General features: G+C 32.7%; 19 protein-coding genes, 2 tRNA genes and 1 pseudogene (1 of these 22 only partly in view). 10 read left to right on the top strand and 12 right to left on the bottom strand.

What is annotated here, in order from left to right:
* Window positions 1-371: pseudogene (locus AAHJ01_RS00690) on the bottom strand (class I tRNA ligase family protein) (its annotated part extends 80 nt beyond the left edge of the window); the annotation flags it as partial.
* A 248-nt stretch (window positions 372-619) separates the two neighbouring features.
* Here AAHJ01_RS00690 and rsmA point away from each other — a divergent pair.
* Window positions 620-1393 (top strand): 16S rRNA (adenine(1518)-N(6)/adenine(1519)-N(6))-dimethyltransferase RsmA, encoded by a 774-nt coding sequence (rsmA, locus tag AAHJ01_RS00685; RefSeq protein WP_342226954.1) that lies wholly within the window; start codon window positions 620-622, stop codon window positions 1391-1393.
* Between the two features lie 14 nt (window positions 1394-1407).
* On the opposite strand, the gene hisIE is transcribed toward rsmA, so the two are convergent.
* The 8 genes from hisIE to AAHJ01_RS00645 all read right to left on the bottom strand — a co-directional run bounded on the left by hisIE (window position 1408) and on the right by AAHJ01_RS00645 (window position 7592).
* The gene (gene hisIE / locus AAHJ01_RS00680) at window positions 1408-2022 is read right to left on the bottom strand and encodes a bifunctional phosphoribosyl-AMP cyclohydrolase/phosphoribosyl-ATP diphosphatase HisIE (RefSeq protein WP_342226953.1); all 615 of its coding nucleotides are present in this window, start codon (window positions 2020-2022) and stop codon (window positions 1408-1410) included.
* Window positions 2022-2795 carry an imidazole glycerol phosphate synthase subunit HisF gene (gene hisF / locus AAHJ01_RS00675; RefSeq protein WP_342226952.1) on the bottom strand — a complete coding sequence of 258 codons (774 nt, stop codon included), beginning with the start codon at window positions 2793-2795 and terminating at the stop codon, window positions 2022-2024. The genes hisIE and hisF overlap by 1 nt, the downstream gene beginning before the upstream one ends.
* Window positions 2796-3518 (bottom strand): 1-(5-phosphoribosyl)-5-[(5-phosphoribosylamino)methylideneamino]imidazole-4-carboxamide isomerase, encoded by a 723-nt coding sequence (gene hisA / locus AAHJ01_RS00670; protein WP_342226951.1) that lies wholly within the window; start codon window positions 3516-3518, stop codon window positions 2796-2798.
* Window positions 3519-3528: 10 nt separating this feature from the next.
* Window positions 3529-4125 carry an imidazole glycerol phosphate synthase subunit HisH gene (gene hisH / locus AAHJ01_RS00665; protein ID WP_342226950.1) on the bottom strand — a complete coding sequence of 199 codons (597 nt, stop codon included), beginning with the start codon at window positions 4123-4125 and terminating at the stop codon, window positions 3529-3531.
* Window positions 4122-5192 (bottom strand): imidazoleglycerol-phosphate dehydratase HisB, encoded by a 1071-nt coding sequence (hisB, locus tag AAHJ01_RS00660; RefSeq protein WP_342226949.1) that lies wholly within the window; start codon window positions 5190-5192, stop codon window positions 4122-4124. Before hisB ends, hisH begins: the two co-directional genes overlap by 4 nt.
* Window positions 5193-5227: 35 nt before the next feature.
* Window positions 5228-6076: an ATP phosphoribosyltransferase gene (hisG, locus tag AAHJ01_RS00655; protein ID WP_342226948.1), complete on the bottom strand. Its 849-nt coding sequence runs from the start codon at window positions 6074-6076 to the stop codon at window positions 5228-5230.
* A 101-nt stretch (window positions 6077-6177) separates the two neighbouring features.
* A tRNA-Leu gene (locus AAHJ01_RS00650) sits at window positions 6178-6260 on the bottom strand.
* Between the two features lie 6 nt (window positions 6261-6266).
* A complete protein-coding gene (locus AAHJ01_RS00645; protein ID WP_342226968.1) occupies window positions 6267-7592 on the bottom strand; it encodes a ribonuclease E/G in 1326 nt (441 codons plus the stop codon).
* A 639-nt stretch (window positions 7593-8231) separates the two neighbouring features.
* Between AAHJ01_RS00645 and nusA the strand changes: the two genes are divergently transcribed.
* Together nusA and infB are read left to right on the top strand one after the other, a co-directional pair.
* Window positions 8232-9464 (top strand): transcription termination factor NusA, encoded by a 1233-nt coding sequence (gene nusA, locus AAHJ01_RS00640; protein ID WP_342226947.1) that lies wholly within the window; start codon window positions 8232-8234, stop codon window positions 9462-9464.
* Between the two features lie 4 nt (window positions 9465-9468).
* Complete coding sequence (infB, locus tag AAHJ01_RS00635; protein ID WP_342226946.1) at window positions 9469-11799, top strand: translation initiation factor IF-2; 2331 nt, start codon at window positions 9469-9471, stop codon at window positions 11797-11799.
* A gap of 90 nt (window positions 11800-11889) precedes the next feature.
* On the opposite strand, the gene AAHJ01_RS00630 is transcribed toward infB, so the two are convergent.
* Window positions 11890-12963: a bifunctional 3-deoxy-7-phosphoheptulonate synthase/chorismate mutase type II gene (locus AAHJ01_RS00630; protein ID WP_342226967.1), complete on the bottom strand. Its 1074-nt coding sequence runs from the start codon at window positions 12961-12963 to the stop codon at window positions 11890-11892.
* Window positions 12964-13049: 86 nt separating this feature from the next.
* Here AAHJ01_RS00630 and AAHJ01_RS00625 point away from each other — a divergent pair, with 86 nt between their 5' ends.
* The 4 genes from AAHJ01_RS00625 (at window position 13050) to greA (ending at window position 15296) form a co-directional block, all read left to right on the top strand.
* Window positions 13050-14291 (top strand): 3-phosphoshikimate 1-carboxyvinyltransferase, encoded by a 1242-nt coding sequence (locus AAHJ01_RS00625; RefSeq protein WP_342226945.1) that lies wholly within the window; start codon window positions 13050-13052, stop codon window positions 14289-14291.
* Window positions 14292-14400: 109 nt separating this feature from the next.
* Window positions 14401-14658 carry a 30S ribosomal protein S20 gene (rpsT, locus tag AAHJ01_RS00620; RefSeq protein ID WP_342226944.1) on the top strand — a complete coding sequence of 86 codons (258 nt, stop codon included), beginning with the start codon at window positions 14401-14403 and terminating at the stop codon, window positions 14656-14658.
* 2 nt (window positions 14659-14660) lie between these two features.
* Window positions 14661-14732 (top strand) — tRNA-Glu (locus AAHJ01_RS00615).
* Between the two features lie 84 nt (window positions 14733-14816).
* The gene (greA, locus tag AAHJ01_RS00610) at window positions 14817-15296 is read left to right on the top strand and encodes a transcription elongation factor GreA (RefSeq protein WP_425286281.1); all 480 of its coding nucleotides are present in this window, start codon (window positions 14817-14819) and stop codon (window positions 15294-15296) included.
* Here the strand turns inward: greA and ruvC are convergent.
* Window positions 15293-15823, bottom strand: a complete 531-nt coding sequence (gene ruvC, locus AAHJ01_RS00605; RefSeq protein ID WP_342226943.1) for a crossover junction endodeoxyribonuclease RuvC — start codon at window positions 15821-15823, stop codon at window positions 15293-15295. The genes greA and ruvC overlap by 4 nt on opposite strands.
* Window positions 15824-15837: 14 nt before the next feature.
* Window positions 15838-17310, bottom strand: coding sequence for a proline--tRNA ligase (proS, locus tag AAHJ01_RS00600; protein ID WP_342226942.1), 1473 nt, complete (start codon window positions 17308-17310; stop codon window positions 15838-15840).
* Window positions 17311-17353: 43 nt separating this feature from the next.
* Here proS and AAHJ01_RS00595 point away from each other — a divergent pair, with 43 nt between their 5' ends.
* From AAHJ01_RS00595 to AAHJ01_RS00590, 3 genes are all read left to right on the top strand, one after another.
* Window positions 17354-17476: a hypothetical protein gene (locus tag AAHJ01_RS00595; RefSeq protein WP_342226941.1), complete on the top strand. Its 123-nt coding sequence runs from the start codon at window positions 17354-17356 to the stop codon at window positions 17474-17476.
* A gap of 1057 nt (window positions 17477-18533) precedes the next feature.
* Complete coding sequence (locus AAHJ01_RS01535; RefSeq protein ID WP_425286280.1) at window positions 18534-18821, top strand: F0F1 ATP synthase subunit A; 288 nt, start codon at window positions 18534-18536, stop codon at window positions 18819-18821.
* Between the two features lie 309 nt (window positions 18822-19130).
* Window positions 19131-19265, top strand: a complete 135-nt coding sequence (locus AAHJ01_RS00590) for a hypothetical protein (protein WP_342226940.1) — start codon at window positions 19131-19133, stop codon at window positions 19263-19265.
* Window positions 19266-20344: the final 1079 nt, after the last annotated feature.

The following is a 20344-nucleotide window of genomic DNA, read 5'->3' as shown; positions in this document are numbered from 1 at the left end:
GATCTTTTTTCGTTTTCAAGATTAAGAAATTCATTTCACCATGTGCTTTTAACATCACTGGAAAAATCATACAGTGAAAATGCACTAGGTAAGTATCCCTGTCCTTCATCTCCCAATAGCCCATAACCAATAGGTGCTATACCCTAGTAATGGCTCGTGATTTTAGTCCTTCATTGATCTTGTCCATATATATTAGATTTCCAATCTGGATAAATTTTTGAAGAAAACTATCAGACCTTACCAACGGTAAATACCAATGCTTAGGGACATCTAGGATTAATAAGTTCATTAGGACTAAGCGTACTACCACATTTTTCACATTGATCTCCATAAGCATTAGCATTTTTACAATACCTATCGTAAAGAAACTGATCATCAAATTTCCTCTAGAAAAACTGAAAATCTCTCGCTATGCTACAATGCATTGAAGAGTAGGTGCGGTAAATTGTACTAGTGGTATTTGTCCACTATTTCTTGTGGCTTCCTTTTTTGCTGTAATGGGAACACCCTGTTCGTAGAAGATCTAGTACAAATATATATACACCTGCTAAATGACCATTAGCATAAGGTAGAGCCGCTGAGACAGTATCTATGGATTTGTGACAAATCTTTTATATACATGTGTCGGATTAAAATTAGTACTAAAAAATATTTCGGTCAGCATTTTCTAATTGATAAAAACATTGCTAAAAAAATTGTGTGCAGCCTTTCTTTTAAAGGTTATTCTTCAGTCGTAGAAGTAGGACCTGGAATAGGTATGCTTACACAATATCTCTTAAAGATAAAAACGCTAGAGCTTTTTCTTATTGAAATTGATGTGGAAGCTGTAAACTATTTACGTCAAGAATTTCCCTTATTAAAAAACCATATCATACATGCAGACTTCTTAAAATGGGAACCTTCTATTACTTCTTTTGCCTTGATAGGCAATTTTCCGTACAATATTTCTTCACAGATTTTATTTCGACTACTGAGTTATCGTAATTACGTCCCAGAGTGTATAGGGATGTTTCAAACAGATATGGCGAAGAGAATTGTGGGAAAACATGGGAGTAAAATTTATGGAATTATTTCAGTTTTAGTACAGGCGTTCTATGAAGTAGAATATATTTTTACAGTTAATGAGAAAGTCTTTTTCCCTATCCCTAAAGTAAAATCTGCCATAGTTAGATTTAGAAGAAAATTATCTTCTTTAGAAAGAACAGATGAATCTATTTTTTTAAAAATTGTTAAAAGTGGATTTAATCAGAGAAGAAAAATACTTCGAAATTCACTTAAGCCTTTATCTCTATCTAAATATTTTTATACGATGCCTATTCTCGATAAAAGGGCTGAAGAACTTTCCGTAGAAGAATTTATTAACCTAAGTAAATCTGCACGTTATTTTTCATAAAAAATCGATACACATTAATTGTTGCGATTCTTTAAAATATCCGTTACTGATTTTATTGTATAGCCTTTTATCTGCAATAATATCATATAATGAAATAATAGATCAGCTGATTCATTTAGAAAAAGTATTGGATTTTCATCCTTAGCTTCTATAAGAAGTTCTATAGATTCTTCTCCCACTTTTTGTAAAATGCTATTCAGTCCTCTTTTAAAGAGTGTAGATACATAAGAAGATGGAGGGAAATTTTCTTTCCTAGAACGGATAATTTCTTCCAATCTACTTAAAAATCCATAGGTTTCTTCATTCGGTTCTTTCCAACAAGTGTAGGTTCCTGTATGACAACTCGCTCCTAAAGGACAAACTTTAATAAGTAAGGTATCTTTATCGCAATCGACCATTATTTCTCTAAGTCTAAGATAATTCCCACTTTTTTCTCCTTTTATCCATAGTCTTTTTTTATATCGGCTATAGAAAGTTACTCGTTGAGTTTGTACCGTTTTTAAATAAGCTTCCTCGTTCATGTATCCTAACATAATTACTTTTGAAGTATCGGCATCTTGAATAATTGCCGGAACTAGTTGATCTATCGATTTTGAAAAATCGATAACGTTAATAGGAGGTGTGTTCATTACATATGTTTACTTTTTGTCAGGTGTATAGGTAATTGACGTTCATTTAAATAATTTTTTAGTCGGGGGATTTTTATTTCTTTGTAATGAAAAATGCTAGCTGCCAGGGCTGCATCTGCTTTTCCTTGAACAAAAATATTATAGAAATCTTCCAATTTTCCAGCACCTCCTGACGCAATAATAGGGATAGAAAATTTTTCAGAAAATTCACGAGTTATATTTACCGCAAATCCATTTTTTGTGCCATCATGATTCATAGAAGTTAATAGAATTTCTCCGACCCCCCTATCAACAGCTTCTTTAGCCCAATCGATTGCTTTAACATTAGTTTTTATACGTCCACCATTAAGATAAACCCACCATTCATCATGAATATTCCGTGTATCTATAGATAATACAATACATTGACTTCCAAATATTTGGACCAATTCTTCAAGAAATTTAGGTTTTTTAAAGGCAGCGGTATTGACCGATATCTTATCTGCTCCAGCATTAAGCAAAATTTCTACATCTTTTACCGATCCTATTCCTCCACCAATAGTAAATGGAATACAAAGTTTTTTAGCTATTTTTTTAACTAGTTCATGCGCGGTTTTTCTCTTTTCAGAAGTAGCACTTATATCTAAAAAGACTAGTTCATCAGCGCCTTCTTCAACATAATATGTTGCTAGTTGTACTGGATCACCGGCATATTTCAATTGTTCAAAACAAATTCCTTTGACAGTTTTTCCGTCTTTAATATCTAAACATGGAATAATTCGTTTAGTGAGCATTTATTGGGTTAATTTTTTTTTTAGATCATAAAGACGAATTTTGTTCTCATAAATAGCTTTTCCTATAATTGCTCCATGACAACCGATAGATTTCAAAGATTCCAGATCTTTTATAGTACTTATACCGCCGCTAGCGGTTAATCCTAATTGAGGAAATCTGTGCATCATTTTTTTATAGAGACTTATAGAAGGACCAGATAAACTACCATCTTTAGCAATATCGGTACAAAAAATATTTTGGACATTATTGTTTATTCTTTCATAAATGAAATCCCATATAGAAAAGTCAGTAATTTTTGTCCATCCTGACATAGCAATTTTTTCGTTTTTAACGTCTACTCCGATAAAAAATTTTTCCTTCCCATATTGGATAATCCAATTTCTAAACAAATTAGGGTTGGATACAATTATACTCCCTACTGTAGCCATATAAGCCCCACTGTCAAAAACAGTTTTTACATCCTCACTTTTCTGTATCCCACCACCAAAGTCAATCAATAGTCGAGTGTGTCTAGCTATTTTTTCTAAAACCTTCCAGTGAATAACTCTTCTTTTTTTTGCTCCATCAAGATCTACCAAATGTAATCGAGATATTCCATAATCCTCAAAACGCAATGCTATTTCTAACGGATTTTCGCTATAGATTTTTTTAATAGAAAAATCACCTTGGGTGAGTCGAACACACTTTCCATCTATAATATCTATTGCTGGAATAATTTGCATAAGACAAAATTTATATATTCAAAAAATTGGTTATAATTTTTTTTCCATCCATTCCTGATTTTTCTGGATGAAATTGTACGCCATAAAAATTTTCTTTTTGCAAAGCAGCACTACAAGTGGTAATATAATCTATTGTAGCTATTGTATGAGATCCTAATGGGACATAATAACTGTGGACAAAATACTGATATACTTCATTGTGTATTCCATTAAAAAGTTTTCCTTGAAGATTAAAAAGGTTATTCCATCCAGTATGTGGAACTTTAAATGTATTCCTGCTATAGGAAGGTCTAAATTTTTTCACTGGTATATCAAAAACACCTAAACATGGTGTGTTATTTTCTTCAGAGAATTTACAAAGAAGTTGCATTCCGAGACAAATTCCCAAAACAGGTTGTGTTAATCTAACAATCAATTCTCCTAAACCTGTTTTATGAAAATACTCCATGGCTGATCTAGCTTCTCCTACTCCTGGAATGATCACTTTATCCGAATTTTTAATTCGATCTAATTCATCGCTTATAATAGCGTTATATCCAAGATTCTTTAGAGAGAAAAGGACTGATTGTACATTCCCAGAAGAATATTTAACAATAACAATTTTCATAGCATTCCTTTAGTTGTAGGTAATTCATCGGAATTTATATTTCTGCGGATAATCATCTGAAGTGTTCTAGCAAAGGCTTTAAATATAGCTTCTATTTTATGATGTTCGTTCTTTCCTTCAGCTTGTATGTGAATATTACAGTGTGCTGTATTAGAAAAAGATTTAAAAAAATGTGAAAACATTTCTGTAGGTACATCACCTATTTTTTCTCGGACAAAATTGACCTTCCATACTAAATGACTTCTACCTCCCAGATCCATCGCTACTTTCGCTAGTGAATCATCCATCGGTAATATAGAATATCCAGATCTAACAATTCCTTTCTTATCTCCTAAAGCTTTAGTAAAAGTAGCGCCAAGAGCGAGACCAATATCTTCAATAGTATGGTGTTCATCAATATGTAGATCTCCACGCACCTTAATAGTTAGGTCAAATTTTCCATGACAACCGATCTGTTCAAGCATATGATTTAAAAAACCTAGCCCAGTATGGATATTAGTTTTTCCAGTACCATAAAGTTGCAGGTAAATTTTGATGTCGGTTTCATTAGTGATACGTCTATTCGTGTAACATCTTAGTCCGAATTTAAGATACTCATAAATTTGTTTCCAAAAAACGGTTTCAAAAGAGATCAAAGGGTTAAGTTCTTGACTAGGATGACAATTTTCCTTATTCATCCATATCGCTTTACAACCAAGATTTTTAGCTAAGAGTACATATGTAATTATATCCCCAATAAAAAAAGAATTTGAAATATCATAATTAGTTAGAAGCATATCAGTACAAGATTTTCTTGTAGATGCGTTTTCTTTTGCCAGAGTCCGATAAATATGTACAGAAGAAAAATAAATACCCTCACCTTCAAAAGTTTTCATGATATATTCTTGTATTGGCCAAAAGTTTTCTGGACCTAGTCCCTCTTGATTAGTCCCTATGACTAGTTCATAATCTAGTTCAGAGAATATCCGGTAAAGAAATGAAAATACTCCTGGATAGAAAATAACTTGTGTAGTATTTTCTCTAATTATAGGCCCCTCTCTTTCAATGAAAAGAAACTTTTTTTTCATTAGTTTTTATCTTTTGAGGACCTACTATATTTTTTTTAAATAATCATTTTTTTAATGGGGAGAACCAATAAGTCTTTTGCACCCAATCTTTTTAGATTTTCTATCTTGTTCCATAGATCTCTTTCTTCAACTATAGCGTGTACTGCAATCCATTTAGTATTATTTAATGGAAGTACTGTCGGACTTCCAGAGAGACAAGATAATATTTCTTCTAAATTATCATTAGTAGCATTGAGTATCAGATACTTATTGGTTCTAGCTCTTTTAACTGCCTGGATTCTACAATATAAGATTTCCGCAATAGATTTTTTAGACAATTTCATGTGTGGATAGGATGTTAATACAGCTTCAGATTCCAGTATAGTTTCTATCTCTTTAAGATTGTTGATAAACAGTGTTTCACCGCTACTAACTAAATCACAAACCGCATCAGATATTCCAATATTCGGAGCAATTTCGACCGATCCACTTATATGATGAATGTGCGCTTTTATATGGCTTTTTTTTAAAAAAGCGCTTAAAAGTGTAGGATGACTTGTGGCAATTCGTTTTTCGGAAAGATCATCTAATCTTGTATAATGAAAATTTTCAGGTACAGCAATAGATAGACGACAACGGCCAAAACCTAGAGATTCTATAATATTAATATTTTTCTTTTTTTCTAAAATAAGATTTTTCCCTACAATCCCTACATCAGCTACTCCATCTTCAATGTATTTAGGAATATCATCATCTCGGAAAAATAAAATCTCCATTGGAAAATTAAGAGACTTTGTATTAAGCTGTTTTCCTAAATTCATTTCTATCCCACAATCTTTCAGTAGTTCAATAGAATCTGTATACAGTCTACCGGATTTTTGTAAAGCTATTTTAAGACATTCCATAAAGAAAAGATTACTACCCAAGCACAGCTTTTGGAAATTTGTTCATAGAACGACTCTGAAAATAGAGAAAGATTGTATCAGTGCTATGAAAATGATTGTCGTGCGGATGAAGGGACTCGAACCCCCACACTTTTTCAGTACTAGATCCTAAGTCTAGCGTGTCTACCAATTCCACCACACCCGCATAAGATTAGTTCTTATCAGAATATAAAATTTGATACTCAAGATATTTGAATGAATCTCTTTGAATAATTTTGATCCATTTTTTATATCGTAGAAACCATTTTTGCTGTTTGGATGGCCATCCATGTTGGAGATAAGCTGCTATAAATGGATGAGTATGCAAAGTCATTTTTTTAATGTTTTCTTTTACAAGAAATTCTAAAACAGACTCGATTCTAGATATATACGCAACCGGCGCTTCTATATTTTTAGAAGGATTTTCTTCATCAGTTTCTATATTTAATTCAGGACGTACTCTTTGTCTTGTCAGTTGTATTAGACCAAACTTGCTTGGTGGTAAAATTTTATATTTTGCTTTGTCATTTTTCATTGACACCTTTAGGTGTTCATATAATTTTTTACGATGGTGATATTCCACCAGATCTATAAAATCTACCACGATCAGACCTCCCATATCCCTTAACCTTAATTGTCTAGAAATTTCTGTAGCTGCTAAAATATTGACATCAAGAGCGACATTTTTATATTTTATTTTTTTATGCTGGGTTATTCCACTATTCACATCAATGACGTGCAATGCTTCAGTATGTTCTATAATTAGAGAGGCTCCCTTCCCTAGTGAAACATGCTTGCCTAAAGATATTTTCATTTGACTTTCAATACCAAATTGATCAAAAAGAGGTATTTCCTTATCACGATAATATTTAATAATACCAGTTTTACTCGGATAAATGCTAGAGATATAGGTATCCATCTCATCGCAAAGATTATCATCATCACAAATAATGGATGTGAAATCCTCATTAAAAAGATCTTTTAGAATGAATAATGCTCTATCCCTTTCCCGGAGTATTCTTGCTGTAAATTTTTGTTTTAAAAATTTTAGGAGATTCTTCCACTTCTTGGTGAGAGATAGTAAATCATTTTCAATAGTTGGAATTCTTTTATTTATCGCAATAGTACGAATAATTAGGCCAAAATTTTTTGGTTTTATTCTCTGTATAAGAGAAATTAATCGTTCTCTTTCTTTTCGGTCTTTGATTTTTTTTGAAATTAAAATTTTTTCTGCGAAAGGAATTAATATAAGATAACGACCTGATAGGGAAATTTCTGATGTCAGTTTCGGACCTTTTTTTGAAAGAGATTCTTTAGTAATCTGTACCAATATGATTTGTCCATTTTTAATAAATTCTGTATAATTACATGATAATAATTTGATAAATGATTTGAATTTCGGACCAATATATTGATAATGAAGAAAAGCATGTTGACCAGATCCAATATTCACAAAAGCTGCATTGAGTCCTGGTACTATTTCTTGTATTTCTCCAATGTGGATATCCCCAATTAAAAAATTTTTTTTTTGCTGTAACGATGTATTTCTGATAATTTTACGTTTTCCAAAATAACAACAATTACCTCTTTCTCATTTGTTTGTATAATTAATTCTTTATTCATTTAAGATACTTAAGTACTACACTATATCTTAAGTACTACAAGTACTACACTATATCTTAAGTACTACAAGTACTACACTATAACAGACACTACACTATATATTAAGTACTATATATTCAATTCTAGATAAAGGTCGTAGTATTTATATTATTTCTTCTTATGTCTATTTTTTCTGCTTTTTTTTTTTCTTTTATGTGTAGCAATCTTGTTCTTTTTTCTTTTTTTTCCGTTAGGCATAATTTTATGGAATATATTATATTATTAATTTCTAAAACCGTACTCTTATAAAGATATAAAGAGATAAAGAGTATTGAAATGTTTCGTGAGCCTTTACCTAGATATAAAAAAATTTGATACTGGTTGTCAATCCCGGCCTCTTCCTTGTAGAACCACTACAGAATATAAGGTTGGAAAGAGTTCGACACTCTTTTTCCTCACGATGGTTAAGAGAAACGTGTATTTGTAATTTTTTGTAAAAAAACATATATTAAACATGTTTAAAAAGTGATCTCCTATGGAGAATCTTAATCTGGCCTTAATAAATTTTCAGTCGGAAAAAAATATAGATAGATCTACTCTTATAGCTATACTTGAGGAAGCTATTAGAAATCTTTTACGTCAAAAATATGGATCTTCAAAGAATTTCTACATTATAGTAAATCCTGATAAAGGTTATCTTGAAATCTTGCGCAATCGTACAATCGTGGAAGACGGATCTGTTGAGGAAGAGAATGAACAAATTGAACTTTCTGAAGCAAAAAAAATAGAGCCTGATTTTGAAATAGGAGAATATGTATCTGAAAAAGTAGAACTTAAAGATTTAGGTCGAAGGGCTATTCTTTCTTTAAAAAAAAATCTCTTTACTCAAAGTAAAGAATACTATAACACAGTTATTTATAAAAAATTTAAAAAAAAAATAGGAGAACTTATAGTCGGAGAGATTCACTATACATGTGATAATAAAAATATCGTCATCCGTGACGATAACAAAAATGAAATGATCCTTCCAAAAAAAGAACAGATGGCTAACGATTTTAGTCGAAAGAGTGGTCGTATACGTGCTCTAATTAAAAATGTTCTCTTTGAGGGGAATAGGCCAATAATTATTCTATCACGAAGTGATACAGCATTTATAAAAAAACTTTTTGAGCAGGAAATTCCTGAAGTTTTTGAAGGATTGATTTCGATAAAAGACATTGTACGTATTCCTGGAGAAAAAGCCAAAGTAGCTGTAGAATCTTCTGATGATCGGATCGATCCAGTCGGGGCTTGTGTCGGAGTAAGAGGTATGCGAATACGTTCTATTGTTAAAGAATTAATATCTGAAAAGATCGATATTATAAATTATACTGACAATAGTCAGTTGTATATTATTCGTGCTCTAAGCCCGGCTAAAATATATAAAATTGAGATAGATGAAAAAAATAAAATAGCCACGGTATCGTTACATCCTGATCAGGTATCTCAAACCATAGGACGTAATGGACAAAATATTCGTTTAGTAAGTAAACTCACTGGTTATAAAATTGTTATTATTAGAGATTCTCTTGATGAGGAGGATGTGGAACTCACTGAATTTACTGACGAAATAGAACCTTGGATAATTGATCACTTTAAAAGTACAGGCCTTTCTACAGCTAGATCCATACTAAATTCCGATATGGAAGATATAATAAAGAAAACTAAATTAGATAAACAGATTATTTTATATGTCTTACGAATATTAAGAGAAGAATTAAAAAAATAATTAGATGACTGATAATATCAGATTAAGAGTAATATTGAAAGAATTAAATGTATCCTTACAAAGAGTGGTACACTTTCTACGAACAAAAAATATAGAAGTTAATATAAATACCAAAATAAAACCTCCGGTTTATCAACTACTAGTAAATGAGTTTAAAGAATACAAAAAAGAGAATGCTTCTAGGCTTAAGCCGAGTAATTCTGATTCTCTTATTCAAGAACCGAGCTTAGAGAATAAACAAGTTTCAAAAACAGACATTTCTATAAAAACACAATATAAAAAACTTCCAGGTCCTGTATTTACAGGAGATAAAATAGATCTGTCTCAATTTGAAAAAAAGAAATCCTACTATAATGCTAGTGAAAAAAAGAAATCCTACTATAATGCTAGTAAAAAAAAGCGACCCCGTATTATTTCCCCGGTGAGTACTATGCGTAGTGGAATACAACATATAAATAGTGAACGTGGAGAAAAAATTAAGGAAACTTTTTCAAAAGTCCCTGTAAAAAATTTAAAGTATAGGAAAAAAAAACAAACCCCAAAAGAAGATAATAAAACGCTTGATTCAAAACCTAAAAAAGTACTTAAAATAGTTGAGTTTATTACTGTAAATGAATTAGCTTCTCTTATGAATGTTTCTAGCACACAATTAATTACTGCTTGTATATCTTTAGGGGTTATGGTAACAATGAATCAACGTTTAGATGCGGAAATACTTACCCTAGTAGCTGATGAATTCGGATACAGTATAGATTTTGTCGGAGAAGATATAGATAAAGTTCTTCAGGAAGATCCAAAAGAAAATCCAAAAGAAAATCCAAAAGAAAATCCAAAAGAAAATCCAAAAGAAAATCTGCATAGTCGTGCACCCATTATCACAGTTATGGGTCACGTAGATCACGGAAAAACGTCATTTTTAGATTATGTTAGAAATACTAAATCTTGTGAATCTGGAGGAATTACACAGCATATAGGTGCTTATAGTGTAGAATTAAAAAACGGACGATGTATTACTTTTCTTGATACTCCAGGTCATGAAGCGTTTACGTCTATGCGTGCCAGAGGCACTAAGATAACTGATATTGTTATTATTGTTATAGCATCGGATTCTGAAGTTATGCCGCAAACCAAAGAAGCAATAAATCACGCCAAAGTAGCTGGAGTTCCTATAATATTTGCTTTAAATAAAATAGATAAACCTACGGCAAATCCTGATAAAATCCGTGAACAGCTAGCTAACATAAATATCTTGGTAGAAGAATGGGGAGGTCAATATCAGTCTCAGGAAATTTCTGCAAAAACAGGGGAAGGTATTGAACAATTACTCGATAAGGTTTGGCTAGAAGCTGAACTTTTAGGATTGAAAGCTAATCCAAATCAAATGGCTTCTGGTACAATCATTGAATCTACTCTAGATAAAGGTCGTGGATATATGACTACTATCCTTGTTCAATCTGGTACTATAAAACTTGGAGACTACATATTAGCAGGTATATACCACGGAAAAGTTAAGGCACTTTTCGATGAAAGAGGTAATTCCATTAAAAATGCCGGTCCTTCAAAACCAGTATCTATATTGGGACTTAACGGTGGTCCTACAGCTGGGGATAAATTTAAAGTGTTCAGTAATGATAAGGAAGCTAAACAACTGGCTTTAAAAAAACAACAATTACAAAGAGAGCACCATATTCGCACACATAAGCATGTACCTAACGTAGCAGGTAAGGAAATAAAAATTATTCTTAAGGGAGATGTAGATGGTTCCGTAGAAGCCCTTATGAATGCACTTAAAAATCTTTCTAAAAAGGAAGTATTGGTAAATATTATTCACAAAGGTGTAGGACAAATTACTGAATCAGATGTTTTACTAGCCAGTGCCTCTCATTCTATCATTATAGGATTCAATGTCAGAACAGCTCCTAATGCAAGAAAAATTGCAGAAAGAGAACATATTGAAATCCGTACATATTCAATTATTTATGATGTAATTAGGGAAATTTCTAACGTTATAGAAGGAATGTATTCTCCTAAACTTCAAGAAAAAATCTGTGGTACTGCTGAGATTCGTAATATCTTTAATATTCCTAAAATAGGAGGAACCGTTGCCGGATGTCTGGTTATTAACGGGAAAATATTTCGTCCTGCTAAAATAAAATTAATACGAGACGGTATTGTCATATTTCATGGCGAATTAGCTTCTCTTAAACGATTTAAAGAAGATGTCAAAGAAGTCTCTAAAGGTTATGAATGTGGATTGCAAATAAAGAACTATAATGCTCTAAAAATCGGAGACTTTATTGAAGTATACGAGGATCAATCTCTGCCGAATAAGTAGATAATAACACTTTTAGTTATTCATAAGCCTAAGGCGTATTAGTGTTTTCCATAACCGATGATAAACTACTGCGTATCAAAAGCAAGTACATCACCTATCAAGCATAACACGATTTTGAATCTTAATTGATTCCTGATGGATTATTTCTAAAAATACTTTAATAAAATCTTCAGACAATTCTACATTTTTCCCAAAACATTCTAATTTTTCCATTAGTTGTTTCCAACGTTTAGGTTGGAATATGTCTACATTATGCTTTTTTTTGAGCATGCCAATCTCTCTCGATAAAAGTAATCTACTTGCTAATAGTGAAAGAACATTCTCATCTAGTTCATCAATTTTATCACGGAATATTTCTATTTTAGTTTTTTTTGAATCTTGTTCTTTACTAAACTCAATTTGTTTCAGAATTTTTCCAAGTTGTTGTGGGGTTATTTGTTGTTTAGAATCGCTCCATGCTTTATCTGGATTACAGTGACTCTCTATCATTAATCCGTCGTATTCCAAATTCAACGCTTGTTGTGCAACGGTAGCAATGCCTTCTCTTTCTCCACAAATATGTGAAGGGTCGCATATAATAGGAATATTCCCATAGAAATTTTTTAAATTCAATGCTATTTCCCAATGGGGATGATTACGATATTGGGATTTTTTATAATAAGAAAATCCTCTGTGTATAACGCCGATTTTTTTTATTCCCTGAGCTACAAGACGTTCTAGGGCTCCTACCCATAAATCAAAATCAGGATTTATCGGATTCTTTACAAGTATTATTTTTTCTGTATTCTTTAATGACTCAGCAATTTCTTGTACCGTAAACGGATTAACTGTACTTCTAGCACCAATCCATAGTATATCAATATCATAGGCCAGGGAAGCCTTGACATGGTCAGTATTCGCTACTTCTGTAGCAATCATCATTCCTGTTTCCTCTTTTACTTTTTGTAGCCATTTGAGACCAATTTCCCCTACTCCCTCAAAACCTCCAGGTTTCGTGCGAGGTTTCCATATGCCAGCTCGAAAAATTTTCACATAAGACTGGTCAAGATTTTTAGAAATTTCCAGCAGTTGTTCTTGACTTTCTGCACTGCAAGGACCCGATATAATAATCGGTTTTTGAAAACATCTCATCCAATCTTGGTCTAATTCATTTAGTGTTTGCATAATCATTCTCATGTAACTTCGAACCATAAATATAAAAGATCTTAGAGCTGTAGAGATCCCCAGAGCTGTAGAAAAACGATATATCTATGACATATATTGAACTTTATAAAGACGAGTCCTGCCTTAGTGGAAGGCTAACTATAGTAGGGTCCAAAAGTGAATCCAATCGGTTACTTATTTTAAAAGGACTTTTTACTAAAAATATTCATATTGAAAATATTTCTTCTGCGAAGGACACGAAAATTTTACATAAAGCACTTTTTGGTCCTAATAATGTCCTATATGTTCAAAATGCTGGAACTGCTATGCGTTTTTTAACAGCTTATTGCACAGTCCAATATAACAAAACTTTCACTCTGATTGGATCGAAAAGAATGCACGAACGACCAATAGGAGTATTAGTCCAAGCTCTGAGAAAACTTGGTGCTAATATTGATTACTTAGGAAACGAAGGATATCCTCCTTTAAAAATCTATGGAAAAAAATTGATTGGAGGAAACTTATCTGTTAGGGCTGATACTAGTAGTCAGTACATAAGTGCATTGATGTTAATAGGGGCTTTTTTTGAAAAAGGTCTTTCTCTTAACCTAGAGAAAAAAATAACTTCAAAACCTTATATATCTATGACTATAGAGTTGTTGAGAAAAGCTGGGATTTCTGTGTTTTGGAATAACCGTGAAGTTTTTATCTCACCAGCCCCTGAACCTCTTGCTAGTAGAAAATTTTTTGTTGAATCAGACTGGAGCTCTGCTTCCTATTATTATTCTTTAGCTGCAATGTCTAAACAAGTAGATATCCAATTAAGCATTTATAAAAAAGAAAGTCTGCAAGGTGATCAAAAGTTATATGATATTTATTGTAATTACTTTGGAGTAAAAACTTCTTTTAAAGAAAAGAGTATTTTTCTTACAAAGGATCCTTCACGGATACTACCGGAATATTTTGAATGTGATTTAAATCAATGTCCGGATATTGCACAAACTATTGCTATAAGTTGTACAGGGTTAAAAATAAAATGTTTATTAACCGGACTTGAAACTTTAAAAATAAAAGAAACAGACCGTTTACAGGCTTTACAAAATGAGTTATTTAAAGTAGGTGTTAGAACATATCTGACAGAAAATTCCTTAGAGATTTTTAATTTTCAAAATGCTGATGGTAAACCACTAATCCATACTTATAATGATCATAGAATGGCTATGTCTTTTGCTCCTTTAGCATTATACAGATCAATGATTATACAAAACCCAAATGTAGTAGAAAAATCTTATCCTAATTTTTGGAGAGATATAAAACAATTAGGATTTTCCTTAAAAAGGTGGTATTAACCGAACTAAAAGATTTCTGCTTATATAATTTTGATTTACTAAGTTTCTTTATCTACTTTTGTAGTGTGAAATTTTTTTCTCTATAAAGTGGAAATAGAAAAAATTATCCATGTATAATATAAAAAAGAAAATTCTTTATAATAAAAATCGTCGGTTACGTAATAGATATAGCTACAAAACTGTTCGTACAATTGTAAAAAAAATTCGTAAAGAAATAGAAAAAGCAAGAGATATAAAATACCTTGAGTCTTATTACTCATATTTAAGTTCAAAGCTGGATACACTAGCTAAGAAGAAAATTATACATAAAAATAAAGCTGCTAACTTAAAAAGTAAGTTGGCTAGTGCTATAAATGCAATAAAATAAATGGCCCATTCGTCTATAGGTTAGGACATCAGGTTTTCATTCTGAAAAGAGGGGTTCGATTCCCCTATGGGCTAACCTATGGGCTAACCTATGGGCTAACCTATGGGCTAACCTATGGGCTAACCTATGGGCTAACCTATGGGCTAAAATAAAATAAAATGCCTATAGAAAAAGACGAATATCTTACGGAAGAAGGATTAAAAAAACTTATTAAAGAAGTTGAACATCTTGAAACAGTAGAACGATCTAGAATATCTCAACAAATTTCTGAAGCTCGAGATAAAGGAGATTTATCAGAAAATGCAGAATATGACGCTGCTAAAGCAGCTCAGGAATTGATAGAAATGCGTATTGCACGTATAAAAGAAAAAATTTATAATGCACGCGTGATAGATAGTTCTCAAGTGGATCGTTCTAAGGTATCTATTCTTTCGACCGTCCACATAAAAAATATTACTAAGGGAATAATTCAGATTTATACGTTGGTTCCTGAAAGTGAAGCAGATTTAAGTGTAGGTAGAATATCTATAAAAACACCCATTGCCCAAGGGTTACTAGGAAAAAAGATTGGAGAAACTTCTAATATTATACTCCCTAACGGAAATAAAATGGTGCTAGAAATTCTTAAAATTCATTAAAAGTATGTATTAGGGTTCCTCATGCGCATATACACATTTAGGTTTATATAATGACATACAGCTGCAGCAAGACCATCACTGGCATCTAGATTTCTATAGGTAAATTTTTTTCCACCTAAAATATATTTTAACATACAAATTACTTGTTCTTTTGAAGAATTTCCATTGCCAGTAATAGATATTTTAATTTTTCTAGGAGAATATGCCGTAATCGGAATATTTTTATAAATAGCGGCAGCGATAGCTACCCCCTGAGCCCTACTTAATTTAAGCATTGATTGTATATTTCTTCCCAAAAAGGGTTCTTCGATAGCCAATTCATCTGGAATATATCGGTCTATAATTTCCAAACTTTTTTCAAATATTTTTTTTAGCTTAAAATTATGATTATAGCTTTTTTGTATTAATAATTCATCTACTCCCAAAAATTCTATATTAGGACCTCTTCCTTTAATAAGTCCAAAGCCCATAATTTGAGTCCCAGTATCTATGCCAAGTATAATGTATTCTCGAGGTTTAAATTTCATAGAGTGATGAATTCTTAATAAGATCTAGCAAAAAAAACCTTTTTTGATGAAGGTTTCCCTGAATAGACACAATATCCTTTTTTAGGGTAAGAATTTAATGGTATACAGCGAATAGTTGCTTTAGTTTCTTCTTTAATTTTTTTTTCAGTTTCAATTGTTCCGTCCCAGTATGCTGAAATAAATCCTCCCTTGTTATCTAGTATTTTTTTAAAATCTTCATAATTATTTACATGAAATATCAATGCATTTCTTTTTTTTAAAGCACGATTATATAATTGATTTTGAATATCCTCAAGAAGTTTTGGAGCTAATCTAAAAAATTCGTTTTGTGAACATAGTTGTTTTTCCATGGTATCTCGTCTAAATAACTCCACTTGATTTTTTTCAATTTCCCTTATCCCCATGGAAATCCGTAAAGGAACTCCCTTCATTTCATATTCGTTGAATTTCCACCCAGGAGTTTTATGATTTTGATAGTCATATTTTGTGCGGATTCCATGATTTTCAAGAGATTTTTTAATTATTGTAACAGATTTTTCAATGATTCTAAGCTGTTCGTGATTACTATAAACAGGAATGATAATAACTTGTATCGGTGCAAGTTTGGGAGGTAAAACCAATCCATGATCATCAGAATGAGTCATGATTAATGCTCCTATTAACCGAGTGGATACACCCCAAGAAGTAGCCCAAACGTACTCTTTCCCCCCAAATTGTTTAGAAAATTTAACATCAAAAGCTTTGGAAAAATTTTGTCCGAGAAAATGAGAAGTACCTATTTGAAGAGCTTTTCCATCTTGCATCATTGCTTCAATACAATAAGTTTCTTCCGCTCCGGAAAAACGTTCAGTCTCACTTTTCGTGCCTTGAATTATCGGTACCGCCATAAAATTTTCAGCAAAATTAGTATAAACTCTAAGCATTTTTTTAGCTTCTTCAATAGCTTCTTCTCGGCTAGCATGGGCGGTATGACCTTCTTGCCAAAGAAACTCTGAAGTTCGTAAAAATAATCGTGTTCGCATTTCCCAACGCACTACGTTAGCCCATTGATTTAGTAAGATAGGTAAGTCTCGATAAGATTGGATCCATCTTCTGTAGCTGTCCCAAATAATAGTTTCAGAGGTCGGACGCACTATGAGTTCCTCTTCAAGTCTTGATTTAGTATCTAACATTATTCCTTTACCATCAGGTGTATTCTTTAACCTACAATGTGTTACTACAGCGCATTCCTTAGCAAATCCTTCCATATGATTCGTTTCTTTTGATAGGTAGGATTTTGGAATAAATGTTGGAAAATAAGCGTTTTCATGTCCTGTATTTTTTAACATTTTGTCAAGAACTGATTGCATTTTTTCCCATATAGCGAAACCGTACGGTTTGATGATCATACAACCACGTATCCCAGACTTTTCAGCTAGTTCAGATTTTAGAACTATTTCATTATACCATTTTGAATAATTTTCTTTTCTTGAGATCAATGAAGCCATGTGTTTAATTTTTGTAATCGAAGATATGTTAAAAATTGTATCAATGCATTTTTTATCCACTTATGAACCTATTATTCAAGGACCCACTGTTTATAGAGAAATCCATTTAGGAATGGGGGATAAAGTCCGTTACGTGCGGAATCTCACTGATGACCTATGGAAATAACGCCAAAATAATACATTACCTATTGGTCATATTACTGATTGTAAAACTTATGAAATAAATGGATCTTAAAATATGATTCCGGGATTTTTAGCCATAGCCAATACACGTAAGCGCAAAATGTCTAGCACTATGGAAAAAAGCATAGGGGGTATGTACCGCTCTTAGCACAAAGGGTATACATGGTGGTGGAATAGCACGTGGTGGAATAGCACGTGGTGGAATAGCACGTGGTGGAATAGCACGTGGTGGAATAGCACGTGGTGGAATAGCACGTGGTGGAATAGCACGTGGTGGAATATATTTAAGGGTATAATCTTTCTCTGCGAATATTATTAATCTCATTATCGTAGTGTATTTGATTCAGTAAGGGGATCATCGTATGGGATCATCGTCTGATGAAATATTTTCCCACCTTAGTAAGGATTGGATCCATAGGTGTTCTTATGCCATGAATAGTCCACAGGTCATTTAATTATAAAAAAAATGGTAGATAGTATCCGTAATGAGCTCTTTCATTGATTGATAATGAGGATGGTTCTACTTGTCCAATAACTCATGATTTTTTGTGCTGAATAGTTTTGTAGTTTCTTATAGAGAAAGAATTATGAATCCTGCTGAAGTTATTCTTGAACACATACGAGATTCATCTGAATGGCACTTTTGGGGTAGTGGAGAGAAAAGTCTAAGTATTCCTATAATTTTGTGGTATAAAGGCTGGCATGTTTTTTCGGTTTAAATATGGAAGAAAGATTGTAGAAGATTAAGGAAAATATTATCGTCTTGTGCAATAAAACCGACGCTTATGGGTCCTTGACCACCTCAGGACCTAAATCAGCAACCGTTGAATCTCTCCATTACGAAAAATGTTGTGGCTACTTTATGTTCTGTTTTTATTCTTTGTGGGATGTTTTTAAACATGGCAAATTCTGACAAAGATTATTGTCCTATTTCTTTACAGGCTAAATTGTTATAACCACTAATTTTGTTCCTAAGAGATGAATTAGCTATTCAAAACATAGGCGATGTATAAGTTGTATTTTTTTTATAACCAATCTTATTGGGATGCTGCCATCGGCTACGAATTCCGAATGTAACTGGGAATATTAATACCACCTTAGTTTTATCGTTGATTATAACCTCCAAAAGATCTTATTGTAAACAGATTTTCCATCTGCCTACGATATTTGTTCGTTTTTTACTCATCCCAATAGAACTTGTAGGAATCTTTATAAGACCAATGACACTTTGCATTCGTTTATTTGCTCCGGCGGGTCATCTTATTATATTGAGCTTTATTTGCGTCAGATTCATTTTTAAAAGTATATTTGCTGCAGGGTTTGCCTGATTTCCGTCATTACTCGAAGTGCTATTACTCGAAGTGCTGGTGTCTGAAGCATTCAGATTTACAGCGCTCTCTTCCTTATTTATTGGTATGGACGCTAGGGCTATCTGTTTTGTAGGCGATCTACAGACAACCTAGCTACTGCACTTTTCGGTATAGTCACTGCCCTTTTAGCTATATAGGGTTTACCGAGTGGATTTAGTAACGCCTTCCCGAGGTTTTATTTTTTGGCAAAGTGTTCTCTTTTTACTTTTGTTTTTCATTCTGACAAAATTTGCGTGGAAACACCCATATTAAATATGATTGAACAACGTGATACTCAAACGTGATACTCATTTGCATAATTCTCTAGAAGCTGCTCAAAAAGTCCGTGAAGAAATTCGTCTTTTAAAAGATAATTGGATTAAAGAAAGTCGTATTGAACGAGATATTAATAAGCTCGTATAATGAGTGATAAAACCCGTGAAGAACAAGCACAGGCGAAAAGTCTCATATATAGTTGATTTGTCTATTAACATTGCTGAAAAACTTCTTAAAGAAGAACTCAAATACAATGCATGCCAAGAAAAATAATAAATGATTTCTCGGGGTAGTAATAACACAGAGCTTGATAAGGCATCTGATGAAATGCTTTCTATTAATTTAAAAAAATCGGTCTTCCAATTTTAAAGTGGGTCGAAGCCACTATCATCACGGCTATACCATTGAAAAATAAAGGAAGTAATGGAAAGATACTACTAGGGTTGATTGAGCATAAAGAATGGTCAAATCTATGACAGCAGCCATAAAGAATTATATTACATAATTTGGAGTAGCTCAGGACTAGATACGGTGAATTTCATCCTGGTCACTGGTCTTAAAGGGATTGACCATGTTGGTGTGGTACAAAGTGCAACGCAAAGTGCAACGCAAAGTGCAACGCAAAGTGCAACGCAAAGTGCAACGCAAAGTGCAACGCAAAGTGCAACGCAAAGTGCAACGTAGCGGACATCTACTACAGGTAGTAGAAGGGATGCTGGGGTAATGGTATTACCAGCGCCATAGAGCGCCATAGAGCGCCATAGAGCGCCATAGATACTATTGAATGTTCTGATCACCCATAAGTAATGTATGGTGCACGGTAGTAGTAGCAGCTAACGCCTCGCTCCTCGCTACTAGGCAAGCCCCAGACGTGAAATTTATAGAAGCTTATCCCGTAGATGTCTTTATGTCTTTTCTCGTAACGTTCTGCTCAAATAATCCAAGATGCTGAAGTAGCCCGTAATATGAACGTTAAGTATTGGTAGGTTCAGCTCTACCTATTAGGGAGACGGATCTATTCCAACTAATATTATCTCTATTACTGTGGCCGACCAGCAATTAATGAAGGTATTTCTGTCGTAGTATCTGCACAAATAAAATTTCCTAGTTATGGAGACTATAGCGATCTATTTCTAGAAAAATTCTTAAAGGTTCATTTACCTATCTCTATAAAGTATAAAGTATAAAGTCTAGTAATGATGAAAAAGTTAATTACTTTTACTTTA

The organism is Candidatus Walczuchella endosymbiont of Icerya purchasi (assembly GCF_964030875.1).
GTDB lineage: Bacteria > Bacteroidota > Bacteroidia > Flavobacteriales > Blattabacteriaceae > Walczuchella.
Note: the sequence above shows the minus strand (reverse complement) of the source record. Positions and strands in the feature narration are given on the sequence as shown.

Coding starts and splice junctions, on each gene's coding strand:
- proS (WP_342226942.1), bottom strand. CDS start 17,310: ATGGCTTCATTGATCTCAAGAAAAGAAAATTATTCAAAATGGTATAAT.
- AAHJ01_RS00625 (WP_342226945.1), top strand. CDS start 13,050: ATGACATATATTGAACTTTATAAAGACGAGTCCTGCCTTAGTGGAAGG.
- AAHJ01_RS00630 (WP_342226967.1), bottom strand. CDS start 12,963: ATGCAAACACTAAATGAATTAGACCAAGATTGGATGAGATGTTTTCAA.
- ruvC (WP_342226943.1), bottom strand. CDS start 15,823: ATGAAATTTAAACCTCGAGAATACATTATACTTGGCATAGATACTGGG.
- greA (WP_425286281.1), top strand. CDS start 14,817: ATGCCTATAGAAAAAGACGAATATCTTACGGAAGAAGGATTAAAAAAA.
- nusA (WP_342226947.1), top strand. CDS start 8,232: ATGGAGAATCTTAATCTGGCCTTAATAAATTTTCAGTCGGAAAAAAAT.
- rpsT (WP_342226944.1), top strand. CDS start 14,401: ATGTATAATATAAAAAAGAAAATTCTTTATAATAAAAATCGTCGGTTA.
- AAHJ01_RS00595 (WP_342226941.1), top strand. CDS start 17,354: ATGCATTTTTTATCCACTTATGAACCTATTATTCAAGGACCCACTGTT.
- hisF (WP_342226952.1), bottom strand. CDS start 2,795: ATGCTCACTAAACGAATTATTCCATGTTTAGATATTAAAGACGGAAAA.
- hisG (WP_342226948.1), bottom strand. CDS start 6,076: ATGGAATGTCTTAAAATAGCTTTACAAAAATCCGGTAGACTGTATACA.
- hisB (WP_342226949.1), bottom strand. CDS start 5,192: ATGAAAAAAAAGTTTCTTTTCATTGAAAGAGAGGGGCCTATAATTAGA.
- hisA (WP_342226951.1), bottom strand. CDS start 3,518: ATGCAAATTATTCCAGCAATAGATATTATAGATGGAAAGTGTGTTCGA.
- hisH (WP_342226950.1), bottom strand. CDS start 4,125: ATGAAAATTGTTATTGTTAAATATTCTTCTGGGAATGTACAATCAGTC.
- rsmA (WP_342226954.1), top strand. CDS start 620: ATGTGTCGGATTAAAATTAGTACTAAAAAATATTTCGGTCAGCATTTT.
- infB (WP_342226946.1), top strand. CDS start 9,469: ATGACTGATAATATCAGATTAAGAGTAATATTGAAAGAATTAAATGTA.
- hisIE (WP_342226953.1), bottom strand. CDS start 2,022: ATGAACACACCTCCTATTAACGTTATCGATTTTTCAAAATCGATAGAT.